This is a genomic window from Lysinibacillus sp. NPDC056185 (assembly GCF_047737915.1).
In the GTDB taxonomy this organism is placed as follows: domain Bacteria; phylum Bacillota; class Bacilli; order Bacillales_A; family Planococcaceae; genus Lysinibacillus.
Window position 1 is genome coordinate 36,933 of the sequence record NZ_JBLLLQ010000025.1, and the last position, 20,774, is coordinate 57,706.

Annotated in this window: 21 protein-coding genes; 5 read left to right on the plus strand and 16 right to left on the minus strand. The window is 37.8% G+C overall.

The window, feature by feature from the left end; translation table 11 throughout:
- Window positions 1-117 precede the first annotated feature (117 nt).
- The 11 genes from ACMZ42_RS20345 to ACMZ42_RS20395 form a co-directional block, all read right to left on the minus strand.
- Window positions 118-1,257: a flagellin gene (locus ACMZ42_RS20345; protein WP_415732573.1), complete on the minus strand. Its 1,140-nt coding sequence runs from the start codon at window positions 1,255-1,257 to the stop codon at window positions 118-120.
- A 199-nt stretch (window positions 1,258-1,456) separates the two neighbouring features.
- Complete coding sequence (gene csrA, locus ACMZ42_RS20350; RefSeq protein ID WP_198696064.1) at window positions 1,457-1,675, minus strand: carbon storage regulator CsrA; 219 nt, start codon at window positions 1,673-1,675, stop codon at window positions 1,457-1,459.
- Window positions 1,675-2,118 carry a flagellar assembly protein FliW gene (gene fliW, locus ACMZ42_RS20355; RefSeq protein ID WP_415732574.1) on the minus strand — a complete coding sequence of 148 codons (444 nt, stop codon included), beginning with the start codon at window positions 2,116-2,118 and terminating at the stop codon, window positions 1,675-1,677. Before fliW ends, csrA begins: the two co-directional genes overlap by 1 nt.
- A gap of 16 nt (window positions 2,119-2,134) precedes the next feature.
- Complete coding sequence (locus ACMZ42_RS20360) at window positions 2,135-2,698, minus strand: DUF6470 family protein (RefSeq protein ID WP_415732575.1); 564 nt, start codon at window positions 2,696-2,698, stop codon at window positions 2,135-2,137.
- A 105-nt stretch (window positions 2,699-2,803) separates the two neighbouring features.
- A complete protein-coding gene (gene flgL / locus ACMZ42_RS20365) occupies window positions 2,804-3,721 on the minus strand; it encodes a flagellar hook-associated protein FlgL (RefSeq protein WP_415732576.1) in 918 nt (305 codons plus the stop codon).
- 35 nt (window positions 3,722-3,756) lie between these two features.
- Window positions 3,757-5,313: a flagellar hook-associated protein FlgK gene (gene flgK / locus ACMZ42_RS20370; RefSeq protein ID WP_415732577.1), complete on the minus strand. Its 1,557-nt coding sequence runs from the start codon at window positions 5,311-5,313 to the stop codon at window positions 3,757-3,759.
- A gap of 65 nt (window positions 5,314-5,378) precedes the next feature.
- Window positions 5,379-5,879 (minus strand): flagellar protein FlgN, encoded by a 501-nt coding sequence (locus ACMZ42_RS20375; RefSeq protein ID WP_415732578.1) that lies wholly within the window; start codon window positions 5,877-5,879, stop codon window positions 5,379-5,381.
- A 27-nt stretch (window positions 5,880-5,906) separates the two neighbouring features.
- The gene (gene flgM / locus ACMZ42_RS20380) at window positions 5,907-6,167 is read right to left on the minus strand and encodes a flagellar biosynthesis anti-sigma factor FlgM (RefSeq protein WP_415732579.1); all 261 of its coding nucleotides are present in this window, start codon (window positions 6,165-6,167) and stop codon (window positions 5,907-5,909) included.
- Window positions 6,168-6,288: 121 nt separating this feature from the next.
- Window positions 6,289-6,702 carry a TIGR03826 family flagellar region protein gene (locus tag ACMZ42_RS20385; RefSeq protein ID WP_370078355.1) on the minus strand — a complete coding sequence of 138 codons (414 nt, stop codon included), beginning with the start codon at window positions 6,700-6,702 and terminating at the stop codon, window positions 6,289-6,291.
- Window positions 6,703-6,784: 82 nt separating this feature from the next.
- The gene (locus ACMZ42_RS20390) at window positions 6,785-7,375 is read right to left on the minus strand and encodes a ComF family protein (RefSeq protein ID WP_415732580.1); all 591 of its coding nucleotides are present in this window, start codon (window positions 7,373-7,375) and stop codon (window positions 6,785-6,787) included.
- Window positions 7,372-8,739, minus strand: coding sequence for a DEAD/DEAH box helicase (locus ACMZ42_RS20395; RefSeq protein ID WP_415732581.1), 1,368 nt, complete (start codon window positions 8,737-8,739; stop codon window positions 7,372-7,374). Before ACMZ42_RS20395 ends, ACMZ42_RS20390 begins: the two co-directional genes overlap by 4 nt.
- A 58-nt stretch (window positions 8,740-8,797) precedes the next feature.
- Between ACMZ42_RS20395 and ACMZ42_RS20400 the strand changes: the two genes are divergently transcribed.
- Window positions 8,798-9,196: a hypothetical protein gene (locus tag ACMZ42_RS20400; RefSeq protein ID WP_415732582.1), complete on the plus strand. Its 399-nt coding sequence runs from the start codon at window positions 8,798-8,800 to the stop codon at window positions 9,194-9,196.
- 2 nt (window positions 9,197-9,198) lie between these two features.
- Here ACMZ42_RS20400 and ACMZ42_RS20405 read toward each other — a convergent pair whose 3' ends face one another.
- The 4 genes from ACMZ42_RS20405 to ACMZ42_RS20420 all read right to left on the minus strand — a co-directional run bounded on the left by ACMZ42_RS20405 (window position 9,199) and on the right by ACMZ42_RS20420 (window position 13,207).
- On the minus strand, window positions 9,199-10,041 hold the full coding sequence (locus ACMZ42_RS20405; RefSeq protein WP_415732583.1) for a DegV family protein: 843 nt from the start codon (window positions 10,039-10,041) through the stop codon (window positions 9,199-9,201).
- Window positions 10,042-10,528: 487 nt separating this feature from the next.
- Window positions 10,529-11,092 (minus strand): DUF3225 domain-containing protein, encoded by a 564-nt coding sequence (locus ACMZ42_RS20410; RefSeq protein WP_415732584.1) that lies wholly within the window; start codon window positions 11,090-11,092, stop codon window positions 10,529-10,531.
- Window positions 11,093-11,348: 256 nt separating this feature from the next.
- Entirely contained in the window at window positions 11,349-12,023 is a 675-nt protein-coding gene (locus tag ACMZ42_RS20415) for a response regulator (protein ID WP_132360514.1), read from the minus strand.
- Between the two features lie 35 nt (window positions 12,024-12,058).
- Window positions 12,059-13,207, minus strand: coding sequence for a sensor histidine kinase (locus ACMZ42_RS20420; protein WP_402872407.1), 1,149 nt, complete (start codon window positions 13,205-13,207; stop codon window positions 12,059-12,061).
- Between the two features lie 156 nt (window positions 13,208-13,363).
- On the opposite strand from ACMZ42_RS20420, the gene ACMZ42_RS20425 reads away from it, so the two are divergent.
- Window positions 13,364-13,999, plus strand: a complete 636-nt coding sequence (locus ACMZ42_RS20425) for a YigZ family protein (RefSeq protein WP_370078365.1) — start codon at window positions 13,364-13,366, stop codon at window positions 13,997-13,999.
- 146 nt (window positions 14,000-14,145) lie between these two features.
- Window positions 14,146-15,201, plus strand: a complete 1,056-nt coding sequence (locus tag ACMZ42_RS20430) for an LCP family protein (RefSeq protein WP_415732585.1) — start codon at window positions 14,146-14,148, stop codon at window positions 15,199-15,201.
- 941 nt (window positions 15,202-16,142) lie between these two features.
- On the opposite strand, the gene ACMZ42_RS20435 is transcribed toward ACMZ42_RS20430, so the two are convergent.
- Window positions 16,143-17,207 carry a glycosyltransferase family 4 protein gene (locus ACMZ42_RS20435; protein WP_370078369.1) on the minus strand — a complete coding sequence of 355 codons (1,065 nt, stop codon included), beginning with the start codon at window positions 17,205-17,207 and terminating at the stop codon, window positions 16,143-16,145.
- Between the two features lie 225 nt (window positions 17,208-17,432).
- Here ACMZ42_RS20435 and secA2 point away from each other — a divergent pair, with 225 nt between their 5' ends.
- Both secA2 and ACMZ42_RS20445 read left to right on the plus strand, forming a co-directional pair.
- Window positions 17,433-19,796, plus strand: a complete 2,364-nt coding sequence (gene secA2, locus ACMZ42_RS20440; protein ID WP_415732586.1) for an accessory Sec system translocase SecA2 — start codon at window positions 17,433-17,435, stop codon at window positions 19,794-19,796.
- Window positions 19,796-20,698: an accessory Sec system S-layer assembly protein gene (locus ACMZ42_RS20445; RefSeq protein WP_415732587.1), complete on the plus strand. Its 903-nt coding sequence runs from the start codon at window positions 19,796-19,798 to the stop codon at window positions 20,696-20,698. The genes secA2 and ACMZ42_RS20445 overlap by 1 nt, the downstream gene beginning before the upstream one ends.
- Window positions 20,699-20,774: the final 76 nt, after the last annotated feature.

A 20,774-nucleotide genomic window follows, 5' to 3' on the forward strand; every position in this document is an offset into this window, starting at 1 on the left:
GTTTTCTCTAATCACCTTAGATAATTAATGTTTTTTTGATGGATTCGCAATTGTTTCACACATATAAAAAGCCAATCCATAAAAGGATTGGCTTTATTCCACAAATATTATCTTTAATTATTGTAATAATTGAAGAACACCTTGTGGTTGTTGGTTAGCTTGAGCAAGCATAGATTGAGCTGCTTGCATTAAGATGTTGTTTTTAGTGAATGACATCATCTCTGCAGCCATATCTGTATCACGAATTCGTGATTCAGCAGCTGTTAAGTTTTCAGATGTTGCACCTAAGTTATTGATAGTATGTTCTAAACGGTTTTGAACAGCACCTAAGTTAGAACGAGTATCAGATACAGTTTTGATAGCGGCATCTAATGTTGTAATTGCTTTATCAGCTGAAGTTTGTGAAGAAATATCAAGTCCACCGATAGATACTTGTTGACCTGTTGCTGCAGCTTTTTTAAGCGTACCATCAGTTGAATAGAAACCATCTGTAGTAGCTTTAACTTCAGCTTGAGCTGGAGCTATTTCAGCGCCTGCTGCATAATGTTTAAAACCTGTAGCTGCATTACCAGCTGAAGTATTTGCAGAAGCCTTAACACCTGCAGCATTATAGTAACCTGCACCTGTAGCTTTAATTGCTGCTACAGCTGATGCTAACACGTCATCTTTAGCATGCCAAGCTAAAGTATTACCACTTGCATCAGTTACTGTTTTACCTGTTCCGCCAGTTGCTGGCTGAGCACCTTCTTCAAGACCTAATGCTTTAGAAGAAGTGTCTGCGATAGATAATTTAATGCTTTGACCTTCGTTAGCACCGATGTGGAATACTTTATCTTTGAAATCAGAGTTTAATAATTTTTGAGTATTGAACTCTGTGTCAGTAGAAATACGAGTAATTTCTTCACGTAATTGTTCTACTTCTTTTTGAAGTGCGTCACGGTCAGCGTTAACGTTAGTATCGTTCGCAGATTGTACTGATAGTTCACGCATACGTTGTAGGATAGCGTGAGTTTCGTTAAGAGCACCCTCAGCAGTTTGGATTAAAGAAATTGAGTCTTGAGCGTTTTTAGTTGCCATGTCAAGACCACGGATTTGTCCACGCATTTTTTCAGAGATTGCTAAACCAGCAGCATCGTCACCAGCGCGGTTGATTTTGTAACCAGAAGATAATTTCTCAAGGTTTTTAGAAGCTTGAGCGTTGTTGAAGCCTAAGTTACGGTGTGTGTTTAAAGCTGAAATGTTGTGTTGAATTCTCATTTGGAATTCCTCCTTGAATGTTTGTTTTGTTATTCCACATCCGTGTGGAATTTCGGATTAGGTAGTATGTATGTACTTCCTGCCCCTCACAATCTATATATCGTAATTAGTTGGAAATGTTTAATAGTTTTTTAAAAGTTTTTTTATTTTTTTATGTAATAAATTACTAGTTTGCAATTATAGCTACGGTACATATACTTTATTTCTTTTTTAACTGTTCTAAGAAGCTTGATGATGCCGATAAAGCTTCCTTATTTTGTGCTTGGATAGCTTCAAAAACTTCGGAGCGATGTACTTTCACCGTTTTTGGCGCGACAATGCCGATTTTAATCTGCTCACCTTCGACAGCCAGTATTTTAATTTCGATTTGATCGCCAATCATTATAGATTCGTCTTTTTTTCGAGAAAGTACTAGCATTATTTCGCACTTCCTTCCAATGTTTGCATTGGATAACGTAATGGATAAGATTTATTATCTTGAAGAACAATTTGTTTACCGCATTTTTTATCCATGTTAATGATTAAAGGCGCAAGCAAGTTCATAGTGGATTCTTGGAATGTTTCCTTCATTGTTACAATACCGTATGTAAGTACGTCCTCTTCCTTCCCAATTTGTAGCTGCTCGCGATCATCTTCACTTATATCAAAACTGTAATCTTTTTTGAAGGCGAACGGATAGGCAACCACAAAACCAATTTCCACATTATCTACAGATTGCAACATCGCTAAAGGAAGATCTGCATCTATAGGTAATAATACAAAATTTTTTTCATTCTCTAATCCAAGTAATCCATGCTCAAACGTTAAGATGTCCTGTTCTACAATCTCGACTTCACCTAAAAATTTAGTAGCAATTTTCATTCTTTTATACGCTCCTTTACATGCTGACATTAATGTCAACATCCGGTCTTTGTACCATTGTACCAGTTACTTTTCCTGGTGTGTATTCGTGTATTGGTTTGTTCACTTTTGCGTCAATTATTGGCTCTCTTCGCTGAATATTGACATCGGTTGTACCTGGTGTATAGTCTATTTTCACTGAACCTACTGATGGTACAAATTTAATATTAAACGGCGTACGGTGTGGACCATGATTTTGTTTTGCGATATTTTGGATAGTTGCACGGCCCTGGCCTTTACCAGAGTTGTCCACCATTTGACGTCCCTCTCTCGCCCTACGTGCCATTCCCTGGAGAGCCTCTTGTTTTCCTTTTTCTGCGTAGTTGGCACTTGATTCCAATGGACCTATCATCCCTATATCCCGTCTTGCCTGAGAAGAGTCTATTTTTAAAACGCCCTTTGTCGTATGAATTTCTAAAATAGCGGCTGGCTGTTCAATATGCTGTGTTGCTTTCGGTTGTTTAATATATTGTTGTGGTTTTGATATATTAAGGTCTAATTTCGCATCAGTTGTATGAATTTGAATTTGCGGGAGTCTCATCTGCTTCTCTCCTTTCAAGAAAAGCGTCTGAACAAAATGTCCAAACGCTTCTTTTAATCTTATTCGTTAAGATATATTGTCGAAGATTAAATAGGTAAAACTATTTTATCTAATAAAATCTACTAATGTTTGTTGAATTATTTTCGCACCAACAGAAAGTGCAGCTTGATGAATCGATTCACTAGTAACCATTTCAGTAATAGCCTTTGCATAATCAACATCTTCATTATCGGATAATTGCTTTGTTACACTTACTTCTCGGATAGCAAGACGATTCTCCATTAACTCCACACGATTTTGACGTGCTCCAACATCTGCCTGAGCCTCTAGAATTTTATTATGCACAGCTGTAATATCGTCACCAGTACTTTTATCAGATATTCCTCCTAGTGCATCACCGATTTCTTCACCAGTAGCTGGACCACCGGGACGATTAGGATCTAAAAGATCTGAAATTTTTTCCATCATGTCATCAATATTTTGAAATAGTTCAGCTCCAGGAGTGTTCACTTTCATCTGAATGCCATCATAAACTTCAATAACTACATCTTCTGAGTTTACTTTTGTTTGATCAATTTTACCATTTTCAAACAATGGCTGATTAGTACGTGTTCCGCTGAAAATATAACGATCGGCAATCTTTGTGTTTCCCACATCCTGAATTTGCTGACGAATTTGATCAATTTCAGATTTAATTTTCGCACGTTCATCCGGTGTATTCGTATCATTTGCAGCTTGAATCACTAGCTCACGCACACGCTTCATCTGTTCGCCAACTTGGTTGAGCGATTCGTCTGTTGTATCGATCCAGTTATTAACCTCATTCATATTACGTGTATATTGTTCAACTTGACCTAAATCACGGCGAAAGCCCATTCCTTTTACTGCAATAACTGGGTCATCAGAAGGACGAGTAATCTTCATACCTGAAGTGATTTGATCTTGTAGTTTGGACATTTTACCGTAGCTATTATTTAAATTTAAAAGCATATTATTAGATAGCATGGATTGCGTTACGCGCATTTTTTTATAAACCCCTTTCTATCGTAATTCTATTTTTATAGTCCTACACGGCCCATGCCGTTAATGATTTTGTCTAATGTTTCATCGACAACTGTAATCATACGTGCGTTGGCATTATATGCTTGTTGGAACGTAATCATATTTGTCATTTCCTCATCAAGGGACACTGAACTAACTGAGGCACGATTACCAGAAAGTGTTACTAATAATTTTTCAGAAGTTTTGTTTAATCGATATGCTTCTTCACCATCAGTTCCTAGTTTACCGATCATTCCTTGATAGAAAGAGTTAAATGTCGCACCATCTAAATCAACTTGGCTTTTGGATTGAAGATTAGCTAGTTCAAGTGCCATTTTTCCATTTCCTTCTTCGTTTGGTTTATCAGAAGCTGCTAATTTAGAAGAATCCTTTAGAAAAACATCGTTTACTTTAATATTGCCAGCAGTTATTTCTCCATTTTCGGTTTCCCCAGTAAAGAAATTTATATCTTCACTTTTATCACCTTTTAAATCATAGCCTTGCTTATGCAAATCATTGAAGGCTTTAGCGAATTCAGCTGCCAATTTATTAAGGTCTTTTAATGTTTCAAGATAGTAGCCTTTAGTAATAGTGTCGCCGTTAGCATCTTTTGTAGTATAACCGTACGAATCAATAAGGGATAATAGTTTCCCTTTTCCTGATTCTAATTGGCCATATTCAATTGATTCTGTTTTACCAAGTCCACTTACTTGAATAGATGAGAACAAATTAGACAAGTCGTTGCCATCAATTTGTTTTGAACCTGTGCCATTTACTTCGATAGTAGCGCAATCTTTACCATTAACTAGTTCAATTTCCTCTGTACCATATTTGAACACAACTGTAAGGCTTCCTTCAGCCACAGCACTAGCATTTCCGCCAGATTCGACACGCTTAATGGATACAGGTATGTAATTATTTAATTCATCGATTAACACATCACGTTCATCGTATAAATCGTTCGGTACATGACCATTCGGTTCTACTTCCTGCACTTGTTTATTGATGGCAGCAATCTGTTTTAGAAGTGAGTTGATTCGATCCGTCGATACTTTAATTTCGTTCCCTAAATTACCTTGAATTGTTTTTAGCTGCTTGTCCGTATATCTAAATGATTCAGCTAGGTGATCAGCATTTGAGATAGCTACTTTACGAGAGGCCATATTTTCTGGGTTTGTACTGACATCTTGAAGCCCTTTCCAGAACTGCTCTAATGCTGCGTTTAAACCATATTGAGACGGTTCGTTCATGATATCTTCCATTTGAGAAATCGCATTTGAACGTGATTCCCAGTAGCCTAGTTTGTTTGTTTCTTGACGGTATTGACGATCAACAAATTCGTCACGAACACGTTGAATCGATCCCGCTTCTACCCCAGTTCCGAGATGTCCTGGATAGTTAGGCTGATTTAAACCTGCTTGTGGGAAACCTTGCGTCGCTTGCATATTTACTCGCTGGCGAGAGTAACCTAATGTATTTGCATTGGAAATATTATGTCCAGTTGTATATAAAGCCGTTTGTTGTGTAAATAAACCGCGTTTACTTGCTTCTAAGCCCATAAATGTTGAGCGCATTTTTTTTCCTCCTTTTTGTGTACGTTTATAATTCCAAGCAAAATTTCTTGCATGGGTGCAAGAAACTAAGCTTGAGAATCAAAAAATGATTTTTTGGCAACCTTATTTGTTCCACGTATTTCACTGCCAGAGTAGTTCATTTGCTCAGTCCGAGGTCGTACAGTATCCAATGTCAGATTGACAAATTGTAGTGATTGGAACACTAGTTTTTGATTTAAATCGTTTTGTTTTTTTAAGTCGTTGATAATTTGCAATAATCGATTGCGAACACCTGAGAGCGTGTCTTTTTCAGTCAGTTGTTCAGCAGCCTCGATGACATCAGCGACAGTTGCTTTGTCAGTTGAAGCAAATCCTTTTGCTTCAAGGTAGTCCGTTACCTGTTTCTGACGCTGTTGCTCGAGCTTATCGATGGCCGCTACATGCGCCTGCTCATCCTTGAGCATTTGGTCCAGTGCTTCGATATTTCCAGCAGTAATGATTTCAGTTTTTTTAATGGCTAGTTCAAGTAAGCTTTTATGCATTCTTTCTAGCTTTGTTAATGTAGAACAGATCGCTTCTGTAGACATTTTGCTAAGCACCCTTTCTGATATTCCTTAGAAACGATAATATTTCAGCATATCTTCTGCAACTTTGCGAGCGTCCACTTTGTATTCACCAGAATTGATATCTTTTTTTAGTTGTTGTACGCGTTCTGCACGCTCTGTGCTGTATGTTGAAACTCCTTGCATCTCCTGAGCAGTTTTTGAAATTTCGATTTTATCTGCAAAAGATACCTTGTTAGCGCTTGATTTCACATCGCGCACCTGATTTTTATAGGCGTTCACTGCATTAATCCCATAAGATGTAATTTTCATTTAATAACCCCCTATCTAAAAAGCTTATCTTCCTATTATTTCGGATTGTCTCACATAATGTTAAGTTTTCAAATATAAAAAAGTGTGCTAATTTTGTTTAAAATTAACACACTTTAGACCTTTAACGTTTTCGTTCTGCGTGATATGTTACACGATCACGTTCTGCCACACTATCACGGAACTCCTTCGCCGCTTCAAATGTACGTAGCTCCGACTTTAATTCATCCTGACATTTTGTACATAGCTTGCCTTTTGTCGTTAGATGACCACAGTTATCACATGGATAGCCAAGATTAGGGAACATCGCAGTCTGTAAGCGGCCCTTGCGTACCCATTTATACAATAACTCCTCTTCAGCTCCAGTTGCTTCAACAATACGTTCTACTGTCGCAGCACGGTTTTCACGTTTACGCAAAAAGCGATAAACGATTTGATATAAGTCCTCTTCAGATTGAGCACACTTATGACATACTTCTCTGACCCCTGTATAATTAAAAAACTCATTACATTTCGGACAATTACGAACCTCTGCCATCTACTCTTCCTCCTCTTACATATAACTGCTAGATACGAATCTTATTTACTCGTAATCTATTATACACAATGCATTAGCATTTTCATCCATTAATTAGTGTGAAGCTTTTGATATTTCTAGCACCCGCATTCATTAAAATCTCGGTGGCATGCTGTAAAGTAGTTCCTGTCGTTTTTATATCGTCAAAAAGAAGATATTCTTTATGTTCTACATGTGCTCCATCCATCAAACGGAAAAGAGAAGCTGCATGGATTCGCTGCTCTCTATTTTTGGAGCTTTGCGTTTCTGTCGTCGTCTTTTCTAAGAGTTGCAAAAAAGGAATATTAGCCGCCTTTAATAACTCCTCCATATGCGAAAAGGTACGTTCCCTTTGCTTAAGGGGGTGCATAGGAATCGGTATAATGGTTGCTTTTTCATGTTTGAAGCGCGCATATAGTTCCTGCCGAAATACTTTAGCGAGAGCTACATCCTGTAGAAATTTATATTGATGCAAATAATCTTTCATCGCATCGTTATATTGGTAAAGTGCTGTTGCTGTTGAGGAATATTCAAATCGAGCTGAGCACCTATGACAGATGGTTGGTTGAAATTGTTTTGTTAAAAGCAGTTTCCATGAGATTGCTGATTGCAAAGGCTGTGAGCACAATAAGCACAGTGTTTCAATTTTATTCATGATGAAAATCCTTTCTTATTATAATAAAGAATTTTTGTACGTGCATCATCCATTTCAGTCGTAATGCCATGATGAAAAAATACGACGTCTCCATCTGCAAAATTGGCATTTCGACCAACTCGTCCTGCAATTTGTATAAGTGCACTTGAAGTAAAAATGTTTGATTCTGCCCCAATCACTGCAACCTGTACATTCTTGATCGTAATCCCTCTTTCTAAAATGGTCGTAGTCAGTAAACCCGGAACTTCTTCATGGCGTAGTTTAAGCACTTTTTCTTTACGATTGGGATCTTCAGCGTGCACCGCCATGATGCTTCCATCTAATAACTGAAAAAGAGGCGTAGCTATTTTCATTAACTCTACTGTCGGGAAAAATAATAGAAAAGGCTCTTTTCGTGCAAGACGTTCCTCTGTCCATTGCTTTAGCTTTCGCGGGATCTTTCCCCTTTTTAAGCCTTTTTCATAGTTCCATAGAGAATGAAATCGAGGGACTGGTAATGGACGGTTATGATAGCGCTTTGGGATAAATGAATAGCTTTCATTTTGGTACTGAGTCAGTAATTTATGCGAAGGTGTTGCTGTAACCAACATTATTGGTGCGTTTGCCGTTTTTGCCTTTTGCACAGCGCTTTGTAAGGTTTCATCAAATGTATAGGGAAATGCATCTGCCTCATCAACAATCATGACGTCAAACGCCCGCTCAAACCGATAAAGCTGATGAGTTGTAGCCAACACAAGTTGAGCATAACCAACCTGTTTTGGTGAACCACCATATAAAGCATGGATCATCGTTTGCGGGAAAACTGTTTGAAAGCGTGGATATAACTCTAGCACTACATCTGTACGAGGCGTAGCGATACATACCCGTAAGCCCTGCTCTAACGCATAATGAACAGTCGGAAAAAGTAGCTCTGTTTTTCCAGCCCCACATACTGCATGGATAAGATGGGAACGTTTTACTTTAACACTTTCTAGCATTTCCTTTGCCGCCTGCTGTTGAAGCACTGTAAATTGCCCCGCCCATTTGAGTGCATGCTTTCTTGTTCTAATTGCGTGAGGGCCTGTCCAAATCATCAATTGCGTACAGCTACTCACTCTCCCCATATTCAGACAATGTCTACAATATACACATTGCTGCTGGCACTTTGAACAATCAAACGTTGTAAATTGCTGAGGATTATCATTACGGCACCGATTGCATCTTAAATGTGGCTCTTTTTGAATCCCTTCTATTATATGGAAGTATTGAAGATTGATTGATTTCTCGATATCTTCCTTGGAAAATGGGGCATGCTCCTTTAACCAAATACGTCCTTCATAAAAATCTCGTAATGCAGGTGGCAACAACCAACCTTTGTATGTCATTGCTTTGCTCCTTTCATGTGACTGATTTTTATCAGCGATTTCTGATCTTTTATCAGCGATGTTCGCGGGTTTATCAGCGATTCTCTTACTTTTATCAGCGATGTTCACGGGTTTATCAGCGATTCTCTTACTTTTATCAGCGATGTTCACGGGTTTATCAGCGATTCTCTTACTTTTATCAGCGATGTTCACGGGTTCATCAGCGATTCTCTTACTTTTATCAGCGATGTTCGCGGGTTTATCAGCGATTCTCTTACTTTTATCAGCGATGTTCACAGGTTTATCGGCGATTCTCTTACTTTTATCAGCGATGTTCGCGGGTTTATCAGCGATTCTCTTACTTTTATCAGCGATGTTGAAGAATTACAGGCGATCCCCCGCTTCACCCGACAAAACGGTATGCCCAAAAATAAAAAAACAGCCTCTACAAATTTGCTGTAGAGACTGTCTCACTTAATATTATTTTTTTGTCCAGCCTAGCCCCATTGCGCCTTCACCTAAGTGCGTGCCAATGACGGGACCGAAATAGCTTAATTTAAAGTTAACGTTCGGGTAGGTTGCTGCTAGTTGTGCTAGCCATTCTTCTGCTTCAGCCTGGCAATTGCCGTGGATCACGACAGCATCCAGTGCTTCATACTTTTGAACATCTTCAGCTAGTAGCTCCTCCGCACGCTTTAATGCTTTTTTACGCGTACGAATTTTTTCAAAAGGTACAATAACCTTGTCCACAAAATGCAGTACTGGCTTTACTTGTAATAAGCCGCCAATTAATGCCGCTGCTGAAGACAAACGTCCCCCACGTTGTAAGTGCGCTAAGTCATCTACAATGAAGTAAGCACGAATTGATTGCTTCATGTCTGCCAATGTATCGATAATTTCTTTTGCAGAAGAGCCCTGAGCCGCCATTTCAGCTGCTCGTAAAGCATAAAAACCCTGTACCGCACAGGATATTTCACTATCAAAAGCGTACACATCAATATCCTCTACCATCTCGCCTGCTTGAATTGCACCTTGATATGTTCCACTGATTCCACTTGATAAATGAATTGATATTACTTCATCATACTCTTTTGCCAGCTCTTCAAAGAGAGAGGCAAATTCTCCAATTGGGGGCTGCGTTGTTTTTGGGAATTCTTTTGCCCCGCGTACTTTATCATAAAATTCAGATGCTGTGATATCTACTTCTTCTGCAAATAGTTGCCCTGAGATATTTACACTTAACGGAATCATATGAATGTTTAAGCGTTCTCGTTCCTCAGCCGGAATATATGCAGTACTATCTGTTACGATTGCTGTCCTCATCCATGTCCACTCTCCTATTCTAAATAGTTTACATGCAATTGCGCCTCGGCGCAATTGTTGCTGTCGCTTCGCTTTCGCACAGATAAAAAATTGTTGCTGTCGCTTTGCTTTTGTTACAGATAAAAAGAAATGAATGTGAAATGAATTACGACGTTACGTAATCTCGTCTAAATGTCGAATAGAAGTAAGTACACTCCCCTTTTTCAACTTTCTAGACATCTGCTAAATTGTTAAACTTAGCTTCCATTTCACATTCATTTTCTATGTATACGGATTTATCTTCATTCAATTAATCCTTCTATTAAGTAAATAAAGGCTCATCACTATAACTTGGGGTTGATTTCCGTTCCAGCTAGGCAAGTCCATTGGGTCGTTGGGCGTGATGCTTTTGCCTTCGTTCCTCTATCTAGCTCGCTCTTGACGCTAATCTCAGAAAATCACCCAACCTCAACTCTTAGTGATGAGCCTGAATGAAGATATCCTCATTTTATTTGCCAGTAGTTGATTTCGTTTCATCTCCAGTATAGAAGACGCTAGTGACCTTCCAGAGTCCATCTTCTTTGACGAATACTGTCACTTGTTGTCCGGCACTTTCATGCTTTATATTTGTTGTAGTTTGTACTAAATGCGATGTTATATTTGAATAGACCTGTGCTTCATTTTCGCTATATTTTATAATCGTAGTATCTTTAGCATCTCGTTTAACGTCTGACTGTTTAAATACTTCTTTAATGTAGTTCTTTTCTCCCTCATAATTGAAACCTTTTGGATTCTTTGAGAGTGTTTGCATATAACGATCAATTTCTTTTGAATTGAGAGCCGCAATATATTCATTAAAGGCTGCTAATATCACTTTGTTTTCTTCAGCAGGGATATTTTCTGCCTTTGTTATGTTCCCACCATTCTTTTCAAACCCGACGGTTCCATCATCAATGATTTTTTGTCTTTCTTCTGCACTCATTTCATCATCTTTTTTATTACCACAGGCAGTTAACACTAATGTAGTTAACATTAATAGGGTAAAAACTGCTAGAAAACTTTTCTTTAACATCAAAAAACCTCCCGCGCATATTGTAGCATATAAATCCCGTTGTAGGAATTTTGTTGTGCATTTTCAACATTTAGGTGTTACGCCTTCCTTATGACGCCCATGGTTTTAAAATGTTGCACTATTACTATGTATAAATTGTTACACCTTTTTATATGACATTTGGCTATTGTGGGTTACTTTCACTAAAAAAACTGCTTTAAAAACTACTAAATAAGATAGTAGCCTTTAAAAACAGCTTTAATTTCAATATATGCTATTAACGTACTTCAACCCAGCCATTTTTAATGGCTGTAACAACAGCTTGTGTACGGTCGTTTACATTCATTTTTTGTAAAATGCTTGAAACGTGGTTTTTAACTGTTTTTTCAGAAATGAACAGTGTCTCACCAATTGTACGGTTAGATTGTCCATCTGTTAGTAATTGTAATACTTCACATTCACGTTTTGTTAGTAAATGGAATGGGCGACGAATTTCTGTTTGATGGAAGTTACCTTTATTTTCATGCTCAGAAAGACGACGGAATTCCGCTACTAAATTTTTAGTTACTTTTGGATGTAGGTAAGATCCACCATTCGCAACTACTTTAATGGCTTCAACAATTTCGTCAGCATCCATCTCTTTTAGCATATAGCCAAGTGATCCAGATTTTAGCGCGTGTGTTACGTACGTTTCATCATCATGAATGGATAACATAATAACCTTCGCATCTGGGAATTCACTAATTAATTCTGCCGTTGCCTCTACTCCATTTTTCCCCGGCATATTAATATCCATTAGTACAACATCTGGTTGATTTTCAGCATATAAAGAAACCACATCTGTACCATCGTCACCTTCTGCTACTACGTCAAATGTATCTTCAAAATCTAAAATACGTTTTACTCCTTCGCGGAATAGCTGGTGATCGTCTACAATAATAATCTTCGTCATTTGTCTTTACCCCCTAAAATTCTCCAACAATCATTTTACTCTACTTCTAACGGAATTTTAAATAAAACCGTCGTACCTCGATTTATCTCACTTGTAATTGAGATTGTCCCATCCAAAATTTCGATACGTTCTTTCATACCTAAAATCCCAAAGGAATGGTCTTTAACCTTCTGTGGATTGAAACCTATACCATCGTCCTTTACAACGATATTTACGGAATTTTTCAACCACTCCAGTTTTACCCAAATATCTTTACATTTCCCGTGTTTCATGGCATTTGTAACACATTCTTGCACTAACCGGAAAATAGATACTTCATAATTTGATGGTATACGCTTTTCGGTGCTTCTCGATTGGAAATGAACTTCAACACCAGGATTATATTCAGTCACTGTCGATAAGTATTTTTTTAATGTCGGAACAATTCCCAAATCATCAAGTGCCATTGGTCTTAAATCATAGATTATACGTCGCACCTCTGATAATGCATTACGCACCGTTTTCTTTAAATCAGCAATTTCAGCCAAAGCATATTCAATGCCCTTTTCACGATACGTTCTGTCTATTAAATTAGTGCGCATTAGTACATTTGCCAGCATTTGAGCAGGTCCATCATGAATTTCTCTAGATAGACGTTTGCGCTCCTCTTCTTGTGCTGCAATAATTCGTATACCAAAATCTTGTTTCATTTTTGCTTGTTCAAGTGCTAAACCAACATTTTTTAAATCTGAAGTTAAGTAATTCAAAACGACATTTACCTGATTGACAATATGATCTGCACGTTCAATCGTATCGAGTAACGCTCTTAATCTTCTCTCTAAATCATCTCTTTTATCACGTAGTTGCTTTTCTTGTGTTCTAATAACGGAGAGTTTCACTTGAAAATCATGTGCAGTTTCATATGCTTCTCTAACTTGTTCTTCGGTATAATTATCAAAAGCTTTACTTACTAACACAAGTCTTTGCTTAGCGAGCTGTGTACTTTTTTCTAAAGCATCGCCTTCATCAATAACAATTGAAACTTGTTTTCGAACAATTTCTAGCTCTATTTTCATATCTTCGAAATTTCTTCGGCTTTGTTCGCTTATAATAAAGATATCATCTTTTGAGCTCATGATTGTTTCTAACATTCGATTAAATATGTCATCAAGCGACTTTAAATCGAAGGTATCATTTGAAAACATAGTATACTCCCCAGTCTAATGTCTTATGATTACTTACTATTTCAATAGACCAATTACATAGTCTACACCTATTATAGCATTCTCATGTTAAAATTTAATGCTTTTTCTTTATGAAAATTATAGAATAGAACTCTACTTTAAAGGAGATTGATACTGATGAGAGAAAACTATTTAACTGTAAAAGGATACGGAGAAAGTGAAATTGTTATTTCAAAATCTCGCTTCCTTACTTATATAGAACGTGCAGAAACGGAAGAGGATGCAATTTCTTTTATTGAACGCATAAAAAAATTGCATCATAATGCTACACATAATTGTTCAGCCTATATTATTGGAGAGCATGATCATATTCAAAAAGCAAACGATGACGGGGAACCTAGTGGCACAGCTGGCGTCCCTATGTTAGAAGTCCTAAAAAAACAAGGGTTAAAAGATACGGTCGTTGTCGTCACACGCTACTTTGGTGGCATTAAGCTTGGCGGTGGCGGTCTTATTCGAGCGTATGGAAAAGCGACAACAGAAGGATTACTTGCTGCCCAAGTAGTTGAACGCAAGCTTCACCATTTTATGAACATTTCCATTGATTACACTTGGCTAGGTAAAGTAGAAAATGAAATTCGAGGTTCCTCATATACTTTAGAAGAAATTCGCTATTTAGAAGGCGTCGAAATTATTGTATCCGTATTAAAAGAGGAAGAAGAACAATTCCAAAACTGGGTAACAGAAATGACAAACGGACAAGCAAATATTGCTTTTGAGAATGCTCAATTTATTGAATTTGTTGTGAAATAAATAGTTTTAATTGTCGAATGCTAAATATCCATAGTATAATTTTAATATTGAGCTATTTTATCTTTTACACATTTTCTAAGATTACTTGAATAAGTTTAGTTTAACCGCTTTATTATTCCCAAAATTCAGAGGAGAATATATTAAAAATGAAAAATAGAATTAAAAGCAAAAAGAGGCCTTCCAAAGCTTCCATAATTATAAAAGTTTCCCTTCTTCTTGTTGCTAGTTTACTAATTTGCGCAACTGCTTATGGTGTATATATTACGAAGCAAGTAAAGCATGCAGCTGACTCAGCACATGAAGAATTAAAAGGTCGAGACATTTCTGCACTTCGTAATGAGAAGGTTGAACCAGTACACGATAACGTTTCAATCCTATTTGTCGGTGTTGATGATAGTGAAGATCGCGGGCAAGGCTCTGAGAACTCACGTTCAGACGCCCTTATTCTAGCAACATTAAATAATAAAACAAAAACAATTAAAATGTTGAGTATCCCTCGAGATTCTTATGTATACATTCCTTCAATGGGACGTAATGATAAAATTACTCATGCACATGCTCATGGTGGAACAATTTCAACAATTGATACAGTAGAAAAACTATTAGATGTGCCAATTGACTACTATGTTCGTATGAACTTTAATGCGTTTATTGACGTTGTTGATGCATTAGGTGGAATTGAAGCTGATGTACCGTACAAGTTACACGAAAAAGACGAATTCGATCGCAATGCCATCAACTTAGAGCCTGGTTTACAGCATTTAAACGGAAGTCAAGCACTTGCACTCGCAAGAACACGTAAGCAAGACAATGATATTGAACGCGGCAAACGTCAACAAGAGATTTTAACAGCGATCATCAATAAAGTTTCTTCGGTAGAATCCATTACAAAATACGATGATGTCATTAGAGCACTTGGTGATAACATGAAGACAAATATGACATTTAGCGAAATGAAGTCATTCCTATCTTATTTATCACAAGGGATGCCACGTATCGATTCTTTAACATTAGATGGTACAGATGATATGTCAACTGGTATTTACTACTACCAATTAAATCAAAAATCGGTTGATGAAGTATCACAAACGCTAAAAAACCATCTTGACACAAATAAAGCATCTAGTAGCTTAACGAATAAAAATACTGATAAAGATAACGCTGCTGGCGAAGATTCAACAGATAAAGATAACACTCAGTAACTATAAAAGCCTTTCCACTTTAAATTATGGAAAGGCTTTTTGTTTGGCATGATTTCGTGATGTTTGCTTAACGTGGAAATTATAGATTGGAGCACTTATTGACCTGAGTTTTGCTCCATGTTACTCGAGCAGTTCTGAGTTCTACTTGAGCGGATTTTCTGATTTTCTCCTTGCCTAAGCAGTTCTGGGGTCTACCTGAGCGGATTTTCTCCTTGCTTAAGCAGTTCTGGGGTCTACCTGCGCAGATTTCCTCCTTGCCTGAGCAGTTCTGAGGTCTACCTGCGCAGATTTTCTCCTTGCCTGAGCAGTTCTAAGGTATACCTGCACAGATTTTCTCCTTGCCCGAGCAGTTCTAAGGTATACCTGCACAGATTTTCTCCTTGCCCGAGCAGTTCTAAGTCTACCTGAGCGGATTTTCTCCTTGCCTGAGCAGTTCTGAGGTTTACCTACGCGGATTTCCTCCTTGCCTGAGCAGATTTCCACCGTACCCTAGGAGTTTAACAGCCTACCTGAGTAGTTTTTCGTCATGTCCTTAATATTGTGTAAAACTTTATACAAAGTTTTTCAACCCTGACTTTAGTTTTGTCAAATTGTCCAGCTTATATTGGGATTCGCCGCTAAAAGTGTGAGTTGCGCCGCTAACCTAAGGAAGAACGCCGCCAAAACATAAAGTTGCGCCGCTAATCGAGCAAAGATCGCCACTAAAACCCGAAATTCCGCCGCTAACCAAGCAAGGAACGCTGCCAAAACATAAAAGTTTTTCTCTTTACCCGATCCGTTCTCCGACCCGCCTGAGCACTTCCACACCTCACCACTCTACCTGAGGGTTTTTTCGCAAAGATTCGAACTTCTTACAAGCCCACTTCCCTCTATGCCACCTCAGTAAGATCACATAAAGTAAAAAAGCAACCATCCATAAAATGGATGATTGCTTGAATGTTTTATTTATTAAATATCCGCACAAAATTCAATAGTGGTTTATAGTTTTTACCCGCGAGTCCGATGACTTCAACCAAAATTTCAATTGCAGTTAAAATGACAGCTACGAGTAAAATGGCACCCCATACCTTTGCCATTGAGAAAATGATGGCTGCTAAACCAAACATGATGGCAATCCCATAAATAATGAGTACTGTTTGGCGATGTGTGAAGCCCATATCTAGTAAACGGTGATGCAAATGTGATTTATCTGGATCAGACCATTTTTTCTTCATGCGTACGCGACGAACAATCGCAAAGAATGTATCAGAAATCGGCACACCTAGAATAATAACTGGGATAATTAATGTTACGACCGTTATATTTTTAAATCCAAGCAATGCGAGCACTGATATCATAAAGCCAAGGAATAAGGCTCCTGTATCTCCCATGAAGATTTTTGCTGGGTGGAAATTGTAAAATAAAAATCCAAATGTTGCTGCTGCTAAAATGGCTGCGATTGCTAAAACGAACATATTACCCATGATTAATGCCATAACCGCTAAAGTAATAAGGGCAATCGTTGAAACACCTGCTGCTAGGCCATCTAAGCCATCGATTAAATTAATGGCATTTGTAATACCAACAATCCAAAGAACTGTTAAAGGAATACTTAGTAATCCAAAATTTAATTCACCTACAAATGGTAAATTAACCATTTCAATTTGAATTCCACCTACAAAAATAACGATAAGTGCCGCAACAAGCTGACCAATTAATTTTGCTTTTGCGGAAATTTCACGCATATCGTCTATGACACCTGTTGCTACGATAATACAAGCTCCAATTATAATTGCCAGTAAAAAATCGCTACCATTTTCATTGTATATCAAAATCGGCTGGAATATAGCCACAGCTATTAAAAACGCAAGGAAAATCGCCAATCCCCCAAGTCTTGGCATAATTCGTGCATGTACTTTTCGATAGTTTGGTGCATCGACAGCACCTATTCTGAATGCTAATCGTTTAACTAGTGGAGTTAACAATATTGAAGCAACAAATGCTGCTATTAAAGACACGTAAAGCATGTCTCTCCTCCTCAAAAAAATAATCTACATTTAAATTCTAATTGATTATAGCACGAACAGACGCCGAAATATACTTTTTCTATTTATTTTCCACCATTTCACAAATATTATTCTTCTTTTTCAAATTGGAAGAATGCTGCATGTCAAATGTAGTCATCATTCGTAAAATTTGATAAAATAATGTAGTGTCTAGCATTTAGACAACTTAAAAGGAGCGTATATTTCATGTTCTCAATTTTCAAACGCAACAATGAGCAAACTAGTGCTCGTCAATTAAAAAGCTACTATAAAATAGTAGATCAAATCAATAGTCTTGAAGAAAAATATGTAAATAAGTCAGATGAAGATTTAAAAGAAATGACTTTTATTTTCAAGGATCGTTTAGAACAAGGCGAACCAATTACATCTATCATCCCAGACGCATTTGCTGTTGTACGCGAAGCCTCAAAACGTGTATTAGGTATGCGTCATTTTGATGTACAGCTTATCGGTGGTCTTGTTTTAACTGAAGGCAATATTGCAGAAATGCCTACAGGTGAAGGTAAAACGCTTGTCGCTTCTCTTCCTTCATATGTACGCGCATTAGAAGGTAAAGGTGTTCACGTTATTACCGTTAATGACTATCTAGCTAAGCGTGACTACGAGCTTGTCGGTCAAATCCATCGTTTCCTTGGTTTAACAGTTGGTTTAAATATACCAATGATGGAGCCAGATGCCAAAAAAGAAGCCTATAACGCCGATATTACATATGGTGTAGGTACTGAGTTCGGATTTGACTACTTACGCGACAACATGGCTCATAGCTTAGCAGATAAAGTACAGCGTCCTTATCACTTCGCCATTATCGATGAAGTCGATAGTGTACTTATTGATGAGGCAAAAACACCGCTTATTATCGCTGGGAAAATGCCTGCGAATGATGAGTTACATCGCATTGCTTCTATGCTAGCTAAACGTTTTAAAGAAGAAGAAGATTACGATTTTGATGAAGAAACAAAAGCTACTTCTTTAACAGATAAAGGCATTGAAAAGGTTGAGGCTGCCTTCAATGTTGATAATCTTTATGATCTTGAACACCAAACACTTTACCATTATGTGATCCAAGCAGTTCGTGCACACGTAATGTTCAAGCGTGATGTTGATTACATCGTAAAAGATGACAAAATCGAGCTTGTTGATATGTTCACAGGTCGCATTTTAGAAGGTCGCTCGCTATCTGATGGCTTACATCAAGCAATTGAAGCAAAAGAAGGCGTAACGATTACTGAAGAAAATAAAGCACAGGCACAGATTACAATTCAGAACTATTTCCGTATGTATCCGAAGCTTTCTGGGATGACGGGTACGGCGAAAACTCAGGAAAAAGAAATCCGTGAAGTATACGGCATGGAAGTTATTCAAATTCCAACAAACCGTCCACGTCAACGTGTCGATCAGCCTGATATTATTTTCAACAAACAAGAAGATAAATATAAGTTCGTAGCAGCTGAAGCTAAACGTCGTCACGACAAGGGACAACCTGTTTTAATTGGGACAACGTCAATACTGCAATCTGAAACAGTAGCCGATTACTTAAAGAAAGCAGGATTAAAATTCCAATTACTGAACGCTAAAACAGTTGAGCAAGAGGTTGAGCTGATTTCACAGGCTGGTCAGAAAGGTCGTGTTACTGTAGCAACAAATATGGCCGGCCGCGGTACAGATATTGTGCTAGATGAAGCAGTTCACGAGCTTGGAGGCTTATATGTCATCGGTACCGAAAAGCATGAAAGCCGCCGTGTAGATAATCAGCTACGCGGTCGTTCAGGTCGCCAAGGTGACATAGGTGAAAGCCGCTTCATTCTCTCTATTGAAGATGATATGTTCCGCCGTTATGCAAAAGAAGAGGTTGAAAAATTCTCAGAAAAAATGATTGTTGATGAAAAAGGCATTATCCAAAATAAAGAGGTTCAAGAACTTATTAACCGTACACAACGTATTGTTGAAGGCTCTCAATACGGTATGCGTGATTACAACCTAAAATTAGATGATGTGATCAATGACCAGCGTACAGTTATTTACGGTCTACGTGATAAAATTTTAGCTGGTGAAGATTTAATGGGTGAGCTGAAAAAAATGCTAAGTGAAACGGTTGATTTTGCTGTTCGCGAAGCTGCTTCAGATGAACTCCCTTCAGTTGAATGGGATTACGATCAAATGGAAAGCTCTCTCAATTCACTATTTATTACTCCTGTCACAATAGATCGTGAAGTGGGTAAAGTAAAACAAATTTTAGCTGATATTCAACCTTCTGAACAAGAGTTGCTTGATCGCATGGAAAAATTCGCTGATAACGCAGAAGTAATGACTATTATTCCGAATGTGATGCTAAGCTACATAGACAGTGGCTGGGTAAAGCATTTAGAAAACATGGCACACTTAAAAGAAGGAATCGGCTTACGCCATTACCAACAAGAAGACCCGATGCGAATTTACCAACGTGAAGGCCTCGAGCTATTTGGAATGAATTTCCAAGAATTACGTCGTTCTATAATTATTGAAATTACAGGCTTCATGAAAATGATTGAAGCACAAATGGAGGTACAATAATGGGCTTATTCTCATTCTTTAAAAAATCAGACAAACTAGGGCAAGAAAATACAATCGATTCTAAGGATCTACTTCAAAACATCGAAGTAGAAAATACAGACAATAATCAGGATGTTGTGACGAAATTATCTTATCATCCAGATTGGGAAGTGCCTCAAGAGCAAAAATATATATTTAATTTCCTTGCTAATGAGCTAGAACCATTAAAGCCAAATCAATTATCACTTTCTTCTATTAGTATAGAAGAAGATATGCGCTCTAAAAAATGGCAAGTGCGTGCATTTTTCCGCTCATCATTACCTCAAGCAATTGAGCTTGGTGAAATTGAGCTGTTTATTATGGATAAAAATGACGAGCTTGTAGCATCTAAAAAGTTCGACTTTGCAGCACTTGGCACAATTCCAGCAGAAAGTGCTCGTCCATGGGTATTTGAATTTGAAAAATCAACGATAAAAGTCGATGAAATACCAGAAGATGGCTGGAAAATCGCGTTCAACCTTGTTTCCCTTCGCGGTCACCAATTAGAATTAGACCCATCATGGGAAAAACAACTACCTGAAGCACAAAAAGAGGAACTTGCGAAAATCGTAAAAACTTTACCTAAGTTAGGTGAAACAGAAGTAAACTTCACCGGCCTACAAGCGAAACTTGCTGATAATGGTAATTTTAATGTGTCTATCTTCATTCGTAACGGACATAATAAAGCTATTAACCTAGAACAATTACCACTAGAAATTATTGACGCAACAGGCAAACAAATTGCAAAAGGTTCATTTAAAATGGATCCAATATTAACTGTGCAACCAAACTCAACAAAGCCATGGACATTTATCTTCCCTGCAGAGCTTGTTGACGCGAAAGATGCCGACCTTTCTCGTTGGACAGCACGCGTAACGCAATAAAGTGTTGAAAACCCTTCTTTTTATAGAAAGAAGGGTTTTTTTGTTTATTTTCTTCTCGGTGTAACGGCGTTGTTTG